The organism is Phenylobacterium sp. (assembly GCF_036821595.1).
Lineage (GTDB): Bacteria > Pseudomonadota > Alphaproteobacteria > Caulobacterales > Caulobacteraceae > Phenylobacterium.
The window spans coordinates 1-16610 of the sequence record NZ_DAISJG010000033.1 but is presented as its reverse complement, the minus strand read 5'-3'; the positions used below and the strand labels follow the sequence as shown (position 1 = coordinate 16610).

Annotated in this window: 20 protein-coding genes and 1 riboswitch; of the genes, 7 read left to right on the top strand and 13 right to left on the bottom strand. The window is 72.1% G+C overall.

Translation table 11 applies throughout. From position 1 onward, the window contains the following. Positions 1–28 precede the first annotated feature (28 nt). The 4 genes from V7Z97_RS13945 to V7Z97_RS13930 form a co-directional block, all read right to left on the bottom strand. Entirely contained in the window at positions 29–496 is a 468-nt protein-coding gene (locus tag V7Z97_RS13945) for a DUF1203 domain-containing protein (RefSeq protein WP_334164036.1), read from the bottom strand. A gap of 12 nt (positions 497–508) precedes the next feature. Continuing rightward, positions 509–1225 carry a 2OG-Fe(II) oxygenase gene (locus tag V7Z97_RS13940; protein ID WP_334164035.1) on the bottom strand — a complete coding sequence of 239 codons (717 nt, stop codon included), beginning with the start codon at positions 1223–1225 and terminating at the stop codon, positions 509–511. A 78-nt stretch (positions 1226–1303) separates the two neighbouring features. Further along, positions 1304–1885, bottom strand: a complete 582-nt coding sequence (locus tag V7Z97_RS13935; protein WP_334164034.1) for a GDYXXLXY domain-containing protein — start codon at positions 1883–1885, stop codon at positions 1304–1306. Next, complete coding sequence (locus tag V7Z97_RS13930; protein ID WP_334164033.1) at positions 1882–2946, bottom strand: DUF2157 domain-containing protein; 1065 nt, start codon at positions 2944–2946, stop codon at positions 1882–1884. Before V7Z97_RS13930 ends, V7Z97_RS13935 begins: the two co-directional genes overlap by 4 nt. Before the next feature lie 175 nt (positions 2947–3121). On the opposite strand from V7Z97_RS13930, the gene V7Z97_RS13925 reads away from it, so the two are divergent. Then, positions 3122–4702: an ABC-F family ATP-binding cassette domain-containing protein gene (locus V7Z97_RS13925; protein ID WP_334164032.1), complete on the top strand. Its 1581-nt coding sequence runs from the start codon at positions 3122–3124 to the stop codon at positions 4700–4702. Between the two features lie 46 nt (positions 4703–4748). Here V7Z97_RS13925 and V7Z97_RS13920 read toward each other — a convergent pair whose 3' ends face one another. From V7Z97_RS13920 to V7Z97_RS13895, 6 genes are all read right to left on the bottom strand, one after another. Next, positions 4749–5039, bottom strand: coding sequence for a DUF1330 domain-containing protein (locus tag V7Z97_RS13920; protein ID WP_334164031.1), 291 nt, complete (start codon positions 5037–5039; stop codon positions 4749–4751). After that, a complete protein-coding gene (locus V7Z97_RS13915; protein WP_334164030.1) occupies positions 5036–5464 on the bottom strand; it encodes a PaaI family thioesterase in 429 nt (142 codons plus the stop codon). Before V7Z97_RS13915 ends, V7Z97_RS13920 begins: the two co-directional genes overlap by 4 nt. Then, positions 5464–5958 carry a 6,7-dimethyl-8-ribityllumazine synthase gene (locus V7Z97_RS13910; protein ID WP_334164029.1) on the bottom strand — a complete coding sequence of 165 codons (495 nt, stop codon included), beginning with the start codon at positions 5956–5958 and terminating at the stop codon, positions 5464–5466. Before V7Z97_RS13910 ends, V7Z97_RS13915 begins: the two co-directional genes overlap by 1 nt. A gap of 84 nt (positions 5959–6042) precedes the next feature. Next, positions 6043–6208: riboswitch (FMN riboswitch) on the bottom strand. 82 nt (positions 6209–6290) lie between these two features. Next, a complete protein-coding gene (locus V7Z97_RS13905) occupies positions 6291–6740 on the bottom strand; it encodes a flagellar basal body protein (protein ID WP_334164028.1) in 450 nt (149 codons plus the stop codon). An 11-nt stretch (positions 6741–6751) separates the two neighbouring features. After that, entirely contained in the window at positions 6752–7063 is a 312-nt protein-coding gene (locus V7Z97_RS13900) for a rod-binding protein (RefSeq protein WP_334164027.1), read from the bottom strand. Next, positions 7063–8172, bottom strand: a complete 1110-nt coding sequence (locus V7Z97_RS13895) for a flagellar basal body P-ring protein FlgI (protein ID WP_334164026.1) — start codon at positions 8170–8172, stop codon at positions 7063–7065. Before V7Z97_RS13895 ends, V7Z97_RS13900 begins: the two co-directional genes overlap by 1 nt. 208 nt (positions 8173–8380) lie before the next feature. Between V7Z97_RS13895 and fliX the strand changes: the two genes are divergently transcribed. The 3 genes from fliX (at position 8381) to V7Z97_RS13880 (ending at position 11563) form a co-directional block, all read left to right on the top strand. Further along, positions 8381–8809, top strand: coding sequence for a flagellar assembly regulator FliX (fliX, locus tag V7Z97_RS13890; protein WP_334164025.1), 429 nt, complete (start codon positions 8381–8383; stop codon positions 8807–8809). 92 nt (positions 8810–8901) lie between these two features. Beyond that, a complete protein-coding gene (gene dksA, locus V7Z97_RS13885) occupies positions 8902–9330 on the top strand; it encodes an RNA polymerase-binding protein DksA (RefSeq protein ID WP_325460670.1) in 429 nt (142 codons plus the stop codon). Positions 9331–9517: 187 nt separating this feature from the next. After that, the gene (locus tag V7Z97_RS13880; protein ID WP_334164024.1) at positions 9518–11563 is read left to right on the top strand and encodes an NAD(+) synthase; all 2046 of its coding nucleotides are present in this window, start codon (positions 9518–9520) and stop codon (positions 11561–11563) included. A gap of 4 nt (positions 11564–11567) precedes the next feature. On the opposite strand, the gene V7Z97_RS13875 is transcribed toward V7Z97_RS13880, so the two are convergent. Further along, positions 11568–11735 (bottom strand): hypothetical protein, encoded by a 168-nt coding sequence (locus V7Z97_RS13875; protein WP_334164023.1) that lies wholly within the window; start codon positions 11733–11735, stop codon positions 11568–11570. Between the two features lie 140 nt (positions 11736–11875). On the opposite strand from V7Z97_RS13875, the gene V7Z97_RS13870 reads away from it, so the two are divergent. After that, positions 11876–12760, top strand: coding sequence for a LysR substrate-binding domain-containing protein (locus tag V7Z97_RS13870; protein ID WP_334164022.1), 885 nt, complete (start codon positions 11876–11878; stop codon positions 12758–12760). Here the strand turns inward: V7Z97_RS13870 and V7Z97_RS13865 are convergent. Next, positions 12753–13352, bottom strand: a complete 600-nt coding sequence (locus V7Z97_RS13865; RefSeq protein ID WP_334164021.1) for a TIGR00730 family Rossman fold protein — start codon at positions 13350–13352, stop codon at positions 12753–12755. The genes V7Z97_RS13870 and V7Z97_RS13865 overlap by 8 nt on opposite strands. Before the next feature lie 95 nt (positions 13353–13447). On the opposite strand from V7Z97_RS13865, the gene V7Z97_RS13860 reads away from it, so the two are divergent. Together V7Z97_RS13860 and V7Z97_RS13855 are read left to right on the top strand one after the other, a co-directional pair. After that, the gene (locus V7Z97_RS13860; RefSeq protein WP_334164020.1) at positions 13448–14218 is read left to right on the top strand and encodes a hypothetical protein; all 771 of its coding nucleotides are present in this window, start codon (positions 13448–13450) and stop codon (positions 14216–14218) included. A gap of 103 nt (positions 14219–14321) precedes the next feature. Continuing rightward, entirely contained in the window at positions 14322–16079 is a 1758-nt protein-coding gene (locus V7Z97_RS13855; protein ID WP_334164050.1) for an ABCB family ABC transporter ATP-binding protein/permease, read from the top strand. A gap of 4 nt (positions 16080–16083) precedes the next feature. Here the strand turns inward: V7Z97_RS13855 and V7Z97_RS13850 are convergent. Next, positions 16084–16610: efflux RND transporter permease subunit (locus V7Z97_RS13850; RefSeq protein WP_334164019.1), on the bottom strand; the 527-nt coding region annotated here is incomplete at its 5' end.

Sequence of the window (16610 nt, the reverse complement as noted above, 5' to 3'; positions counted from 1 at the left end):
CGCCTTGACGCGGCGCAAGCCGAACGCCTCAGGCGCGGTCGATCCGCGCGGCGTAGCAGCCGGCTCCGGCGTAGTGGGCGTGGAGGTAGGCGGCGTCGGGGTTCGCCAGCAGGCGGTCGATGGCTTCGGGCAGGTCGGCCGTGGGCGTCAGGTCGGCGTCGACCATCATGCCCGCCTCGTCGAAGGCCCGCAGCGAGAGGAACTTCCGCGCCGCGAACACCGGCGGGATCTCGCCGGGCGCGAAGCTGGTGTCCCGCGCCGCCTCGCGCACGAAGATGGCATGGCGCGACCGGAAGGGGGTGTCGGCCGGCTGGTGCTCCCAGTTGAGCAACAGCACCCGTTCGCCGACCGGGGCGTCCTCCAGGGTCACCCGGCACGGCGCCCCGGGTCCGTCCACGACCCGGCGCAGCACCCCGCGCTCGGCGAGCTCGCCGTCGGAGAGGCCGAACAGCGGCGCAAACGGCGCGAGCGGCAGGGCGGACACGACGAAGCTCATGGCAGGTCTCCTTCAGGCGGCGTCGTGGAAGATGACGCCGAGGGTGTGGCGCTGGCCCGCACGCAGACGGCTGACGCCGTGGCGCAGGTTGACGCGATAGGGGCCGCGGCCGCCCCGGACGGGCCGCTCGCGCACGGGAAAGACGACGGCGTCGCCCTGGCGCAGGGGGACGACCTCGGCGCGGCTCTGCATCCGCGGCCGCTGCTCGGTCAGCACGAACTCGCCGCCCTCGAAGTCGTGGCCGGGTTCGGAGAGGAGGACGGCGACCTGCAGCGGGAAGACGTGCTCGCCGTAGAGGTCCTGGTGCAGGCAGTTGTAGTCCCCGGGCCCGTAGCGCAGCAGGAGCGGCGTCGGCCGCGTCTGGCCGGCGGCGTGGCAGCGCGCGAGGAAGTCGGCGTGCTCGGCGGGGAACCGCGCCTCGACGCCGAGCGTGGCGTTCCAGCGGTTGGCGATCGCGGCGAGCGGCGGATAGAGCGCCGCGCGCAGGCCGGCGACGAGTTCGGGCAGGGGATAGGTGAGATACCGGTACTCGCCGCGGCCGAAGCCGTGCCGGGCCATGACGACGGTCGAGCGGAACAGCGCGGCGCGGTCGTACCAGGCCGCGACGGCGCAGCAGGTCTCGGGATCCAGCAGGCGGGGGATCAGGCCGCAGCCGTGAGCGTCGAGCTCCGCCTCAGCGGCGGTCCAGTCGATGCGCTCCAGGCGGGGCGGGGCGAGGGTGGCGTCCATGCGCGAGAGATCGCGTCCCGCACGCCTCGCCTCAATCGGGCAAACGCAACACAGGTCCGAAAGCCGCCAGAGGCTTCCCTACAGCCAGGTGAGGTCCGTGCGGCGCCCGTTGACGATGATACCCTTCAGCCGCGCCTTGCCCCTGTCGTCGATCGACAACACCGCAAAGGCGCTCGGCGACTGGCCGGGGTCCAGGCGGAGCGAGCGTTCGATCGCCTCCGCCTGCCGCTGGTCCGCGTGGAACCGGTCCACCCGGAGGTCGAGGGTCAGGGCGCCTTGCGCCCGCGGGTCGCCGTCCCCGGCGGGGTGGCAGGTGACCCAGCCCCACACCGGCACGTCGCCCGGCCGATCGCCTTGTCGCGTCCCGCCGACGGAGGCCACGCGATGGAAGGCGCCGTCGCGCCGCAGGATCACCCAACGCCAATCCGGCACGGCCGCGTCCGCGCCGGGCGGGCAGGCCGCGCCTTTCGGGATCGGATAGGTGATCGCGAATCGGACGAAGTGGCCCGACAGCGGGCTGCGCGGATCGTAGGCGTTGATCGGGAGCACGACCTCCGCGCCCCGGGCGCGGGCGAGGCTCTCGCGGACGACGACGCCGACGAGCGCGGCCGTCAGCAACACGGCGGCGAGCAGGATGCGCGGGGGCAGGCCGATCTTCATGCCGCACGCCTGCGCCGCAGCACCAGGGCGATGGCGAGCGCAGCGACCGCGCAGACGGCGAACACGCCCGCCGACGCCAGCAGACCGAAGCCCAGGTCGAAGAGCAGCCGCGCGGCGGCCGCGAACAGCCCGAGCACGCCGACCGCCGTCACCGCGCCGTGGCGGTCGTGGCGGCCGAGCGCCACCACGGCCCCCGCCAGCACGAGCCAGGCCATCGGATGGACGATGCTGAACCGGTACGGGCCGAACGAGGATGCGCCGAAGTAGATCAGCATGCCGGCGGCCAGCCAGCCGTAGAGCACCGTCGCGGCGTCGAAGCGCTCGCGGACGGCCCGGGCCGCCGCCGCGGCGACGGAGAACAGGACCGAGGCCGCCAGCGCGTAGCCCTGCGCCGGACCGGGCAGCGAGGGGAAGATCGACTGGGCGCCCCACAGGGCCGCCAGACCGGTCGCGTGGGCGAGGGGGGCGGATCGCCAGGCGAGGGCGACCGCCGCGGCCAGCGGGGCGGCGAACAGCGCCCAGTCCCGCGCGGGCTGGTCGCCCGCCGGCAGGCGGGCGCCGATCCCGGCGATGTCGCCCGCCACGATGAACAGCACCGCCGCCGTCGCCGCCCAGGACGACCGTCCCGCCAGCGCCAGCAGGCCGGCGGCGAGGCCCGCGCCGTGCAAGGCGGCGACGGGATCGCCGGCGATGTCGAAGATCTGGCCCGTCAGCCCGATCGCAGCGGCGAACACCAGGGCCGCGACGCTGAGCAGGACGTTCTTGGTCACCTCCCGTCCGCGTCCGGCCGCCCAGGCCGCGCCGCCCGCCGTCGCCAGGAAGGCCGCGAGGATCAGGGCGAAGCGGACGAGACGCGGGATCTCCGCCCAGTTGGCGGCGACGAAGGCGATCACCGCCGCGCCGGCCAGGAAGGCGCCGATGGCCGCCAGCGCCGTGGCGGCGTCCAGCCGGCGGTCCTCCGGTACGGTGGCCAGGATCGGCTCGCGGCTGTCGGCGGGCACGAGGCCCGCGCCGATCCAGCCGTCCAGATCGCGTTCCAGCCGGCTGCGGTAGCTCGCCATCGCTCCCCCTCCGGCGGAGAGAGTGGCGGAGTTCCCGCCCGGCCACAACCGGCCGCCCTGCGTTGCGCCGGGCGCGCGCCGGCCCTAGATACCGGCTTCCGCACGAAGGAGACCGCCATGCGCCGCGCGACGGACACCCGCCTCGTCCCGAACGTCCACGCCTCCCGGGTCTCCCATGCCGGCCTTCGTCACCCTCGATTCCCTGAGCTTCCGCGCGCCTGACGGGCGCACGCTCCTCGACAACCTGACCCTCTCGTTCGGCGCCGAGCGCACCGGGCTCGTCGGCCGCAACGGGGTCGGCAAGACAACCCTGCTGCGTTTGATGCTGGGCGAGCTTCCGCCCGCCGCCGGGACGGTCACCGTGCGCGGCCGGCTGGGCGTCCTGCGCCAGGCGCTGGAGCCGCCGGCCGGTGCGACCGTCGCCGACCTGCTGGGCGTCTCCGGGGCGCTCGCCCGCCTGGCGCGCATCGAAGCCGGGGAGGGGACCGCCGACGACCTTGCCGAGGCCGACTGGAGCCTGGAGGCGCGGCTGACCGCGGCCCTCGCCGACGTCGGCCTTCCGGGCCTCGACCTCGGCCGTCCCGCCGCGACCCTCAGCGGCGGGCAGGTGACCCGCGCCAGCCTCGCCGGCCTCGTCGCCGCCGAACCGGACGTGCTGGTGCTGGACGAGCCCACGAACAACCTCGACGCGGAGGCCCGGGAGCTGGTGGCGGGCGTGCTGGGCCGCTGGAAGGGCGGCGCGATCGTGGTCAGCCATGACCGCGCCCTGCTCCGGCGCATGGACCGCATCCTCGAACTCTCCGGCCTCGGCGCGAAGGTCTACGGCGGCGGCTACGACCTCTACACGGAGCGCAAGGCGGCGGAGGCCGCCGCGGCCGAGCGGGAGCTCGACCAGGCTGAGCGCGCCATCGACCGCGTGGCCCGCGAGACCCAGGCCGTGGCCGAGCGCAAGGCCCGGCGCGACGCGGCCGGGCGAAGGTATGCCCGGTCCGGCTCGGCGCCCCGCATCCTGCTAGGCGGCCTGAAGCGGCGCGCCGAGGAGAGCGCCGGCAAGGGGCAGGTGCTGGCCGACCGTCTGCGCGCCGGCGCGGCCGAAGACCTGACGAAGGCGCAGGCGCGGGTGGAGCGCGTCCGCACCCTGGCCTTCGACCTGCCGTCCGCGAACCTGCCCGAGGGCAGGGTGGTGCTGGACCTGGAGGCCGTCGGCTTCGCCTGGCCCGGACGGCCGCCGCCGCTCGAGGACGTGGACCTCCGGATCGCTGGGCCTGAACGCATCGCCGTCACCGGCCCCAACGGCGCGGGCAAGACGACCCTGATCCGGCTCGCGGCGGGCGAACTGCAGCCCACCTCCGGCCGTATCCGGCGGGGCGCGCGCGCGGCCTTCCTCGACCAGCGGACGGCCGTGCTGCGGCCCGACGAGACCCTTGTCGACGCCTTCCGCCGGCTGAACCCGGACGCCTCGGACAACGCCGCCCGCGCGGCGCTGGCCCGCTTCCTGTTCCGCAACACCGCCGCGGAGAAGCCGGTCTCGGCGCTCTCGGGCGGGGAGCGGCTGCGGGCGGCGCTGGCCTGCCTGCTGATGGCGCAGGCGCCTCCGCAGCTCCTGATCCTCGACGAGCCCACGAACCACCTCGACCTGGACTCCATCGCCGCCGTCGAGGCCGCGCTCGCCGGCTACGACGGAGCCCTCCTGGTGGTCAGCCACGACCGCGACTTCCTGGAGGCCGTCGGCGTGGACCGGGAGCTTGCGCTCTGACCCGCCCGCCACCCCCGGCCCGGCGCCGGGGATGGCGGGCAGGGCGCTATCCGATGCCCTCCGCCAGCAGCACGATGGCGTCGGAGCCGGCGAGGCGGTCCCGGGCGATCTCCCGGTACTCGGGGGATTCCGCCCATCGGATCGCGGCCTCTCGGTCGGGGAAGGCGAGCACGACCAGCTTTCGGCCGTCCCATTCGCCTTCCATCGCTTCCGGCCTCTCTTCGGAGACAAGCAGGCGTCCGCCGTACTGCCTCAGCACCGGCATGAAGGCCGCAGCGTAGCGGCCGTAGCGCTCCGGATCGTGGATGGCGATCCGGCCCACGAGGTAGCAGCTCATGCCGCCGCCCTCCGGCTGATCACCCGGAACACCGCGTTGGCCCGGGCGCACGGCTGGCCGTCGGCGGTGACGAAGGCCTGGGCGAAGCACAGGGTGGATCCCGGCTTCACGAACACCGTGTCGAACTCCAGCCACTCGCCCTTGTGGGCGAGCCCCAGGAAGTCGACGGTTAGGTTCACCGTCACCAGCCCCGTCTCGAGCCCCAGCCGGCGGGCGCAGGAAAGCCCCATGGCGTTGTCGGCGAGGGCCGAGATCAGGCCGCCGTGGACGAAGCCGCGGCTGTTGGTGTGGGCGTCGCCGGCCCGCAGGCCCAGCACCACGGTGTCGCCCGAGAGCCGGCTGTAGAGCGGCTCCCAGGGCTCGGTGAGCGGGCTCTTGCGGTCGTGGCGCGCGAAGCCCGCGGGGATGTCGAGAACCGGGTCCATCACGCGGCCGCCAGTCGGGCCAGGCTCTCCAGCGTCCCGGCACAGGCGCGGGCCGCCTCCTGGCCCTTCAGCCGGAAGTGCTCGTGGAAGAACCGCTGGTGGACGTCATGTTCGTGGAAGTGGTGGGGCGTCAGCACCACGGAGAACACCGGCGTCTCGGTGGCGAGCTGCACCTGCATCAGCGCCCGGATCACCGTCTCGGCGACGAACTCGTGGCGGTAGATGCCCCCGTCCACCACGAACCCCGCGGCCACGATGCCGGCGTACTTGCCGGTGCGGGCGAGGGTCTGGGCGTGCAGCGGGATCTCGAAGGCGCCCGGGGTCTCGAAGCGCTCCACCGCGTCGGACGGGAAGCCCAGCGCGGTGATCTCCTCCACGAAGCCCGTGTGGGCCTCGCGCACGATGTCGGCGTGCCAGAGGGAATGGACGAAGGCGATGCGCGCGGCGCGGAAGGCGCCGTTGGCGGTGGGTAGTTCGTAAGCGACTTGGGTCATGGTTCTCTCCCTGACCGGGTTCGAGGGACCACGACTCAGGGAGACGCCGGCGCGCGCAGGCGCAATCTCGCCCACGCGACACGCGGCGGTTCTCATAACCGGACTATGACCGTCGGCCCCGGGATCGCACCGGGTCTGCTCGTCCCTGCCGGCCGAAGCCGCCAGGCGCCCGCGGGCTCGTCCCTCCGTCGCCGAGGCTTCGGAGGGCATTACCGCCGGTGGGGAGTTCCACCCCGCCCTGAGAACGCAGGCCGCCGGGACTCGGCGGCAGGAGGGAGCCTACGCCCCTTCCGCAAGGGCAAACAAGCGTTTGAATCGCCGTCGCGGCGTGGCTAGGCGGTGCGGTTGAGCGTGATCGCCGTAGCCGTGGAGGCCGTCTGGCCGGCGAGAGTCGCGCCCGGTCCGTAGCCGGAGGCCTGCTGGCGCTGGCCGGCGACCTCCTCGGCGATGGCGCGCACAAGCCCTTCGGTCACCGTCTTGGCGGCCTCGATGGCCCGGCCCTGGCGGGCGAGCACGGCGTCGAAGGCCTCGGTGGCGCGGATCAGGCGCAGGCGCTGGTCGGTAGGCGCGCCGGAGACAAGCCGCGGCTCCGCCCGCACCCGGGCGCTCTCGTGGCGGTACAGGTTCGCCAGGCGGGCGGTTTCGTCCATGTGCTGGGCGGCGTCCTGCGGCCGGCGGGCCTCGAAGGCCTGGCACTCGAGCGCGATCAGTTCGGTCAGGCGCTCGGTCAGGATGATCAGTTGGTCGACGCGGTCGGAAGCATTGTCGGCGGCGAGCGCCATGTCGGGTCCTCCTACTTGAGCCCCTGGAGTTTCAGCATTTCGCGCGAGATGGTGTCGGTGAGGCCGACGCCGCCGGCGCGGGTCATCTGCCTGGCCATGGCCTCGGTCATGAACGACTTGAACATCTGCTCGCCGGCCCCGCCGCCGAACGGGGCGGAAGTGTTCACGCCCTCGAACATCTGCTGCAGCATGATCGAGAGGAACTGTTCCTCGAACTTCTGGGCGGTGGCCCTGATCTCCCCGCGCTTCGCGAGCTCGGCGGTGTTCGCCGGGCCGGAGGTCGGCTGCAACAGGGTCGGCGGGACGGCGACGGGTCCGCTCATCACATCACCTCGATGTCGGCCTGCAGGGCCCCGGCGGCCTTGATGGTCTGCAGGATGGAGATCATGTCCCGCGGCGTGACCCCGAGCGCGTTCAGGCCCGAGACCAGGCTGGAGAGAGAAGCGCCTTCCCGGAGCGTCACGAACTGGCGGCCGGTCTCCTCGTCCACCTGCACGTCGCTCTGCGGCACCACCGCGGTCTCCCCGGTCCGGGCAAAGGGCGGCGGCTGGCTGACGGCGGGGGTCTCGCGGACCGTGATCGTCAGGTTGCCCTGCTGGATCGCCACGGTGGAGACCCGCACGTTCTCGCCCATGACGATCACGCCGGCGACCTCGTCGATGACCACCTTGGCCGGCGCGTCCGGATCGACGGTCAGGTTCTCCACCATGGAGACGAAGGTCATCATGTCTCGCCCGGCCGGCGGCCGGATGGCCACGATCGTCGGGTTCTCCGCCATGGCCGAGCCTGGGTAGCTCTTGTTCACCGCCTCGGCGATGCGCCGGGCCGTCGTGAAGTCCGGGTTGCGGAGCGTCATGCGCAGGCTGTCCATGGCCGCCAGCTGGAAGCCGATCTCCTTTTCCACGATCGCCCCGCCGGCGATCCGGCCGGCGGTGGGCACGCCCTTCGACACCGTCGAGCCCGAGGCGCCCGAGGCGCTGATCGAGCCCGTCTGGATCGTGCCCTGGGCGACCGCATAAGCCTGGCCGTCGGCGCCGAGCAGCGGGGTGACCAGCAGGGTTCCGCCAAGCAGGCTCTTGGCGTCGCCCATCGCCGAGACCGTGGCGTCGATCTTGGCGCCCGCGGCCGCGAAGGCCGGCAGCTTGGCGGTGACCATCACCGCGGCCACGTTCTTGGTGTTGAGGTTGGCGTCGCGGGTGTTGACCCCCAGCCGCTCCAGCATCGCCTCCAGGCTCTGCTTGGTGAAGGGCGCGTTGCGCAGGGCGTCGCCCGTGCCGTTCAGGCCGACCACGATGCCGTAGCCCACGAGCATGTTCTCGCGGACGCCCTCGAACTCGACGATGTCCTTGATGCGGGACTTGGCGGCGGCCGGCTGCACGCAGAGCGCCAGCGACACGAGGACGGCGGAGAGGAGGCGGAAGGCGCGGATCATGGTTAACCGTGAAGCTGCTTCCGGCGTCGCCATGCGACAGCCGTGCCAACCGGCGGCGGTCCGAAAAATCCAATGGAGTCAGTGGGACGCCGGCGGCGAGGGCCCGGCGCCGGGCGCGCTGGGCAGAAATTGCCCGGCATTAACCATACCGCAAGCAAGGCGCCCCGAGATTGCCTGCGAGTTTGGGTTAGGGCGGGCGTCTTTCCACATGAAGGTCACGGGACCAGGTGCGATCGGACCGGCCGGCGGGCCGAAGGCCAGGCCCTCGGGCGGCTCGGGATTCCGGCTGCCGGGAGCGGGGGCCGTCGAGGGTCCGGCCTCGTCGGCGGGGGTGTCCGCCACCTCCAGCATCATGGGCATGGACGCGCTGCTCGCCCTGCAGGACGTCGGCGGGCCGCTGGAGCGCAAGCGCCGGGCGGTGAGCCGGGCCGGCCGCATCCTCGACGTGCTCGACGACATGAAGGTCGCCCTGCTGGACGGCCGCCTGTCGGGCCACGACCTTGACCGCCTGCGCCGTGCGGTGCGCGACGAGAGGGCCCAGACGGACGATCCCAAGCTCGAAGCGGTGCTGGAGGAGATCGAGGTCCGCGCCGCGGTCGAGATGGCGAAGCTTGAGCAGGCGCGACGTGCGGCGTAATTACCCTGCGGAATGTGGCACGTTGAAACCGGCGTTCTCTTTGCTATAAGCCCGTCGCGTGTCTCGGTATCCTAGGGGGGCGTGAGGTTTTCATGAAGGCAGCCGCAGTTCTGGCTGACAAGCCCGAGTATCGTCCTTCCGAGGACGAGGAGTTCATGAACGAGCGTCAGCTTGAGTACTTCAAGCAGAAGCTCTTGAACTGGAAAGAGGATATCCTTCGCGAATCTCGCGAGACCCTCACCCATCTCCAGAGCGAGACTGAAAACCATCCTGATCTTGCCGACCGCGCCTCCTCGGAGACCGACCGGGCTCTTGAGCTTCGGACCCGGGACCGTCAGCGCAAGCTGATCTCCAAGATCGACGAGGCCCTGCGGCGGATCGAGGATGGCTCCTACGGCTTCTGCGAGGAGACCGGCGAGCCGATCGGGATCGCCCGGCTCGAAGCCCGGCCGATTGCGACACTCAGCCTGGAGGCCCAGGAGCGGCACGAGCGCCGCGAACGGGTCCACCGCGACGACTGACTTGAGGCGGCCCCGCAAGGGGCCGTTTTCACGTCCGGCCCGCGCTTTGCGCGCGCCCCGCGGTCACGCTATATATGCTCAGAATGAGCATTTCCCCTGCGCGGGCGGCGGTCTGCTATAGCCGCGCTGGCGCCGGGGCTTGTCGGCGCGCGTTTGTCGAGCGGCGCAATTGCAGCGGAGCCAGGGCGTGACCAAGGCCTTCTACTCGATCCACAGTCACGGTTTCGTGCGCGTCGCCGCCTGCACGCCCCGCGTCCTGCCCGGCGATCCGGGCTTCAATGCCGCCGAGACCCTGGCGCTGGCGAAGCAGGGGCACGCCCAGGGCTGCGACCTGATGCTGTTCCCGGAGCTGGGGATCAGCGCCTACGCCATCGACGACCTCCTGCTGCAGGACGCCCTGCTGAAGCGCGTGGAGACGGAGATCGCCAGACTCGCCGAGGCCTCGAAGGACCTCGCCCCCGTGCTCCTGGTGGGCGCCCCGCTCGCCCACACCGGCCGGCTCTACAACTGCGCGGTCGCGATCCACCGCGGCCGGATCCTCGGGGTCGTCCCGAAGAGCTTCCTGCCCAACTATCGCGAGTACTACGAGAAGCGCTGGTTCGCCGCCGGCGCCGGCGTCGCGGGCCTCACCATGCGCCTGGCCGGTCAGGACGTCCCGTTCGGCGTAGACCTGGTCTTCGAGGCCGAGGACCTCGCCGACTTCGTCTTCGCCGCGGAGATCTGCGAGGACTTCTGGGCTCCTGCTCCGCCGTCCACCCAGGCCGCCATGGCCGGCGCGCTGATCCTCTGCAACCTGTCGGCGTCGAACATCGTCGTCGGAAAGGCGGACGAGCGCGAGCTGCTCTGCGCCTCCCAGTCCGCCCGCTGCCAGGCCGCCTACCTCTATTCCGCCGCGGGGCCGGGGGAGAGCACCACCGACCTCGCCTGGGACGGCCAGGCCACCATCCACGAGCTCGGCCGCCAGCTCGCCTGCACCGACCGCTTCCCGGCCAAGGCCCAGATGGCCCTGGCCGACATCGACGTGCAGCGCCTGCGGCTGGAGCGGATGCGCTCGCCGACCTTCAATGACGCCGCTGTCGCCGCCGGCCACCCGGAGCGGGTCTTTCGGCGGGTCCGCTTCGCGCATAAGCCGGCCTTCGAAGACGTGGGCCTGCTGCGCCACGTCGACCGTTTCCCCTTCGTGCCGGACGATCCCGCCCGGCTCGACAAGGACTGCTACGAGGCTTTCAACATCCAGGTGCAGGGCCTGGTCCGCCGGCTGCAGGCCACGAAGTCGAAGCACATCACCATCGGCGTCTCCGGCGGGCTCGATTCCACCCACGCCCTGCTGGTCGCCGCCAAGGCCTTCGACGCGCTCGGCAAGCCGCGCTCGGAGATCCTGGGTTTCACCATGCCGGGCTTCGCCACCAGCGAGGGCACCAAGTCCAATGCCTGGAAGCTGATGAACGCGCTGGGCGTCACCGGCGAGGAGATCGACATCCGGCCGGCGGCGATCCAGCTCCTGACCGACATGGGCCACCCGTTCGCCGAGGGACAGCCGGTCTACGACGTCACCTTCGAGAACGTGCAGGCCGGCCTGCGCACCGACTACCTGTTCCGGCTCGCCAACCAGCGCCAGGGCTTCGTGCTCGGCACGGGCGACCTGTCGGAGCTCGCCCTCGGCTGGTGCACCTATGGCGTCGGCGACCAGATGAGCCACTACAACGTCAACGGCTCGGTGGCGAAGACCTCGATCCAGCACCTGATCCGGTGGGTGGTGAAGACCGGCCAGCTGGAGCCGGAGGCCTCCGAGACCCTGCTTTCGATCCTCGGCACGGAGATTTCGCCCGAGCTGGTGCCGCCCGACGCCTCCGGGGCGATCCAGAGCACCCAGGCCAAGATCGGCCCCTACGAGCTGCAGGACTTCAACCTCTACTACATCACCCGCTACGGCCTGGCGCCTTCGAAGGTGGCGTTCCTGGCCTGGCACGCCTGGCGCGACGTGAACGCCGGCCAGTGGCCGCCCAACTTCCCGGAGGAGGCCCGCCACCAGTACGACCTGGCGGCCATCAAGCACTGGCTGGGCCTCTTCCTGTTCCGCTTCTTCGAGATCAGCCAGTTCAAGCGCTCGGCCATGCCGAACGGTCCCAAGGTGATCTCAGGCGGCAACCTCTCCCCCCGCGGGGACTGGCGCGCGCCCTCCGACGGCACGGCCACGGTCTGGCTTGAGGAACTGGAAGCCAACGTCCCCTGACCGCCTAGTGCGGTCCGGACAACTGGTTCAGGCCGCAGGGCAGGGCGGTGAAGCCGGCCGCCCGAGCCATGGCCTTCCGTGCGCGGCGGCGCGCGAGGGCGGCCAGGCCCTCCTGCAGCGCCTGCAGCCAGCCATAAGGAACGTCCTTGTGGGTCTTGAAGAGCTCGTCCATCTGTCTGTCCTTGCCTTGGCTGTTTCAGCAAGGGAAAATTGCGCCTGATGCAGCGTGACCACAAACGGGTTCTCCTGCTGCATTCATAAGGTGAACTTATGTCAGACGTTCTCGCGGGCATCCCTCTGAGTGCGATCCGCGTGTTTGAAGCCGCCGCCCGTCTGGGCAGCTTCACCCGCGCCGCGGAGGAGTTGGGCATGACCCAGGCGGCTGTCAGCTGGCAGGTGAAGGCTCTTGAGCGGCGTCTGGACCAGCCGCTGTTCCGCCGCCTGCCCCGGGAGGTGGCCCTGACCCCCGCCGGCGAGCGCCTGGCCCGCGCGGCGACCGAGGCGACCACGGCCCTGCGCGGCGCGCTCGCCGACATCCTCGACCGGTCCGACGGGGTGCTGGCGATCAGCACGCTCCAGACCCTCGCCATGCAGTGGCTCGCGCCCCGCCTCGGCGCCTTCCAGGTGGCCCATCCCCAGATCGCAGTGCGGGTGGAGACGTCCAACCGGCTCGTGGACCTGCTGCGGGAGGAGGTGGATCTCGCGATCCGCGCCGGCAACGGCCAGTGGCCCGACTTGGAGGCCCTGCCGCTCTTCTCGGCCATCGAGACGCCGGTGGCGACTCCGGACCTGCTGTCACGCCTGCCGCCGATCGAACGGCCGGAGGACATGCTGGCGGCGCCGCGCATCGGCGCGGGCTGGGAGTGGGACCTGTGGTTCCGGGCCGCCGGGGTGACGCCGCCCCCGGGCGCCCTGGACGTCACGCCAAGGCTCGCCGGCGACGCCCAGATCCTTGAAGTGGCCGCGGCCATGGCCGGCCAGGGGTTCGCCCTGGCCTCGCCGATCCTCTACGCGGCCGAGATCGCGTCCGGGCGGCTGGTGCAGCCGTTCGACGTCACCATCCCCATGGGGCAGGGCTATTGGCTGGTCTATCCGCGGGACCGACGCCGCGCGCGCAAGATCGCCGCCTTCCGCGACTGGCTCGTCGCCAGCGTCGCCGAGGATCCGGCGGTGCGCCGGTACGCGGCGGCTAGCTGAGCCCGGCCACCCGCCGCTCGTCCTCCGCGTCGTCGGAGGCGCCTTCGCCCAGCAGCGCCGGGATCACCTCCTCGATCGCGTCCACGGCGAGCCAGGCCTGCATGAACTCGGGCGGCGTCAGCTTCTCGTCGACGGTGTGCTGGAAGAGCGCGAACAGCGGGTCCCAGAAGCCGCGCGGGTTGTAGAACACCACCGGCTTGGCGTGCAGGTCGAGCCGGCGCCACGACAGCAGTTCGACGATCTCCTCGAGGGTGCCGATGCCGCCCGGCAGCACGACGAAGCTGTCGGAGCGCTCGAACATCATGATCTTCCGCTCGTGCATCGAGGCGACCACGATGTGCTCGACGGTTTCCAGCGCGCGCTCCTTGCCGACCAGGAAGTCCGGGATGATGCCCAGCACCCGTCCGCCGGCGTCATGAGCCGCCCGGGCGGTCGCGCCCATCAGCCCCACGCCCCCGCCGCCGTAGACGAGTTTCAGGTCCGCCTGCGCCAGCGCACGGCCCAGCGCCGCGGCGGCGGCGAGGAACTGCGGGTCGGCGGCGTCGGACGAGCCGCAGAAGACGCAGACGGAATCCAGGCTGTGAGGCCCCATGGGCGACGGCTCCAAGACAGGGCCGCGGTGTTGTGCTTCTGCGCGCGGCCAAACCCGGTTAGCTATGGCCCGGGTTAAGGAGTTTCAAGCCGACCGTGTTCCCAGCTCCGCTTCGCCTCGTCCTGTTCGTCGCCCTCGCTGCAGCGACCGCCTGCGCGCCCGGGTCCGAGACGGGCGCCTCCTCGGCGCCGGAGGCCCCGGCGGAGGCGGGGTATCTGACGCCGCCGGTCATCCTGGCCGCCACGGCCGGCGCCGCGGGGGTGGCCCTGAGCGGACAGGCCTCGCCCGGCGCGCGCGTGCGGCTGGCCACGCCGGCGGGGGAGGAACGCGTGGTCGCCGCTGACCGCGAGGGGCGTTGGGAGCTCACCCTGCCGCCCGCCCAGGCCGCACGGATCTACGGCCTCTCCATGACGCTTGGCGCGCGGCAGGTGCAGTCGCAGGGCTACCTGCTGGTGACGCCCGCCGGCCGGGCGGCGATGCTGCGGGCCGGGGCCGGCGCGGTCCGGCTCGACCGGCCGGGCGGCTATGGCATCGGCGCCTTCGACTTCGACCGGGGCGGCGGGGCGGTGATCTCCGGCTGGGCGCCGGCCCGCGCCGTGGTGCTGGTTCGACTGGACGGCGACCAGGCCGCGGAGGGACGGGCAGACGACGCGGGTCGCTTCGAGGTCCCGCTGCCGCCGATCGGCGGCGGCGTGCACCGCCTGCAGGTCTATGGCGACGGCTTCCAGGACGAGGCGCGGGTGCAGACCGCCGCGGCCGCGCCCCTTGCCGGAGGGCCCCTGCGTAGCCAGTTGTCCGACAGCGGCCTGCGGGCCGACTGGATGACGCCGGGGGGCGGGGTCCAGTCGACGGTGCTCATCGACTGAAAGGCGAATAGGGTTGGCGCACATCCACGCCCCCGCTGGGGGGCGGTTCGGCGGGCCGGGCGCAGTGGCCCCGGCCGGCGCAAGGTTCGACTTCTGGAGCTCCATGGCCGATCTCGGCCGGCTGGTGCTGCGTTCCGGCGCGCCGCAGCTGCGGCTGCGCATCGCCGCGGCGCTCGGCCTCGTCCTGGTCGGCAAGGCCGCAGCGGTCATGGCCCCGGTGCTGCTCGGCGACGGCATCAACACGCTCACGCCCATGGCCAACGGCGCCGTGGTGGTGGGGACGAGCTTCATCCTGCTGGCCGTGGGGTTCGCGGCCCTGCGCCTGCTCGCCGCCTGCGCGCCGTATGCCCGCGACGCCATCTTCACGCGCGTCTCCCAGTCCACCATGGCCCGGGCGGCGGTGGAGACCTTCGGCCACGCGCTCGCGCTCTCGCTCGACTTCCATCAGACCAAACAGATCGGGACGCTCGCGCGGATCATCGACCGGGGCGCGCGCTCCACCGACTTCCTGATCCGCAGCGTGGTCTTCAGCCTCGGGCCCACCTTCGTGGAGCTGGTGCTGGCCATGGTGGTGATGACCGTGCGCCTGGACTGGCGCTTCGCGCTCACCGCCTTCGTGACCCTGGTGATCTACGCCACCGTCACCTTCCGGATCACCGACTGGCGCCTGTCGCACCGGCGCGAGCTGAACGATGCGGAGAACCGGGTGGCCGGCCTCTCGTCCGACGCCCTGATCAACTACGAGACGGTCAAGACCTTCGGGGCCGAGCGGCGCGTGGAGGCCGCTTACGACCGGGCCATGGCCGCCTATGTGGACGCCAGCTCCCGGGCCAACGGCTCGCTGAACCTGCTGAACGCCGCCCAGGCCCTGGTGCTGAACGTCGGCCTCGCGGCCCTGACCGTGATGGCCGGCTACGAGGTCTCGGGCGGCCGGCTGCAGATCGGCGACGTCACCATGGCCATCCTGCTGCTCTCCAGCCTGTACGCGCCGCTCGGCATGCTGGGCTTCCAGTACCGAGAGATCCGCCAGGCGCTGATCGACATGGAGCAGATGGTGGCCCTGAAGGGACGCACGCCGGACATCGTCGACGCCCCCGACGCCCGGGACCTGCCGCCCGCAAGCGGCCGCGGCGCCGCGCTCGCCTTCGAAGGCGTCACCTTCCGCCACGACGCCCGCTCGCAAGGGCTGCTGGACGTTAGCTTCCGCGCCGAGCCAGGGCAGACGGTGGCCCTTGTCGGCCCGTCCGGTGCGGGCAAGACCACCGCCGTGCGCCTGGCCATGCGGCTCCTCGACCCGCAGGAAGGCCGGGTGACTCTCGACGGCCTCGACATGCGCCGGGTGCGGCAGGCCTCGCTCCGCCGGGCCGTGGCCCTCGTCCCTCAGGACGTGGCCCTGTTCAACGACACCCTGCAGGCCAACATCGCCTTCGCCCGGCCCGAGGCCACGGGCGAGGAGGTGAGGGCGGCCGCCGACGCGGCCGAGCTCGGCGCCTTCATCGACAGCCTGCCCGACGGCATGGCGACCCTCGTGGGCGAGCGCGGGCTGAAGCTGTCGGGCGGCGAGCGCCAGCGCGTCGGCATCGCCCGCGCCCTGCTGGCCGACCCGCGGATGCTGATCCTCGACGAAGCCACCAGCGCGCTGGACGGCCCCACCGAGGCGGCCATCCAGGAGACCCTGCGCAAGGTGCGCAGCGGGCGAACGACGCTCGTGATCGCCCACCGGCTGTCGACCATCGTCGACGCCGACCAGATCCTGGTGCTGCGGCGCGGCCGCATCGTCGAGCGCGGGACCCACGCGGACCTGCTGGCCGGGCAGGGCGAGTACGCCGCCCTCTGGCGGCGCCAGACCCGCCAGGCCTGAGCGGCTACTCGGCGGCCCTCGGCAGGTCCGCCGGGCGCGGACGCCTGGCCGGCGGCGTGCGCCCGAACCGCTGGTGGGCCCAGCGCCACAGCCAGTGGAAGCGCTCCGAGTAGATCTTCGGTGCGGCCAGCATCACCGGCGTCAGCACGAGCGTCAGCAGGGTCGCGAACGACAGGCCCCAGACCACGGCGGCGGAGAGCTGCACCCACCATTCCGAGCCGGGCGCCTGGTACTCCACGTGCCCCGAGCGGAAGTTGGGGTGGATCTGGAACATCAGCGGCAGGAGGCCCACGACCGTCACCGTCGTGGTCAGCAGCACGGGCCGGAACCGCTGGATCGCGGCCCGCACGGCCGCGTCGTCGGGCAGGTAGCCCTGCCTTCGGAGCTGGTAGAAGGTGTCCACCAGCACGATGTTGTGGCCGACGACGACGCCGAACAGCGCCACCACGCCGGTCCCCAGCATGATCACCGAGATATAGTCGAAGGTGTGCAGCAGGTTCACCTGCACCCCCAGCAGCACGCCTATGGTCG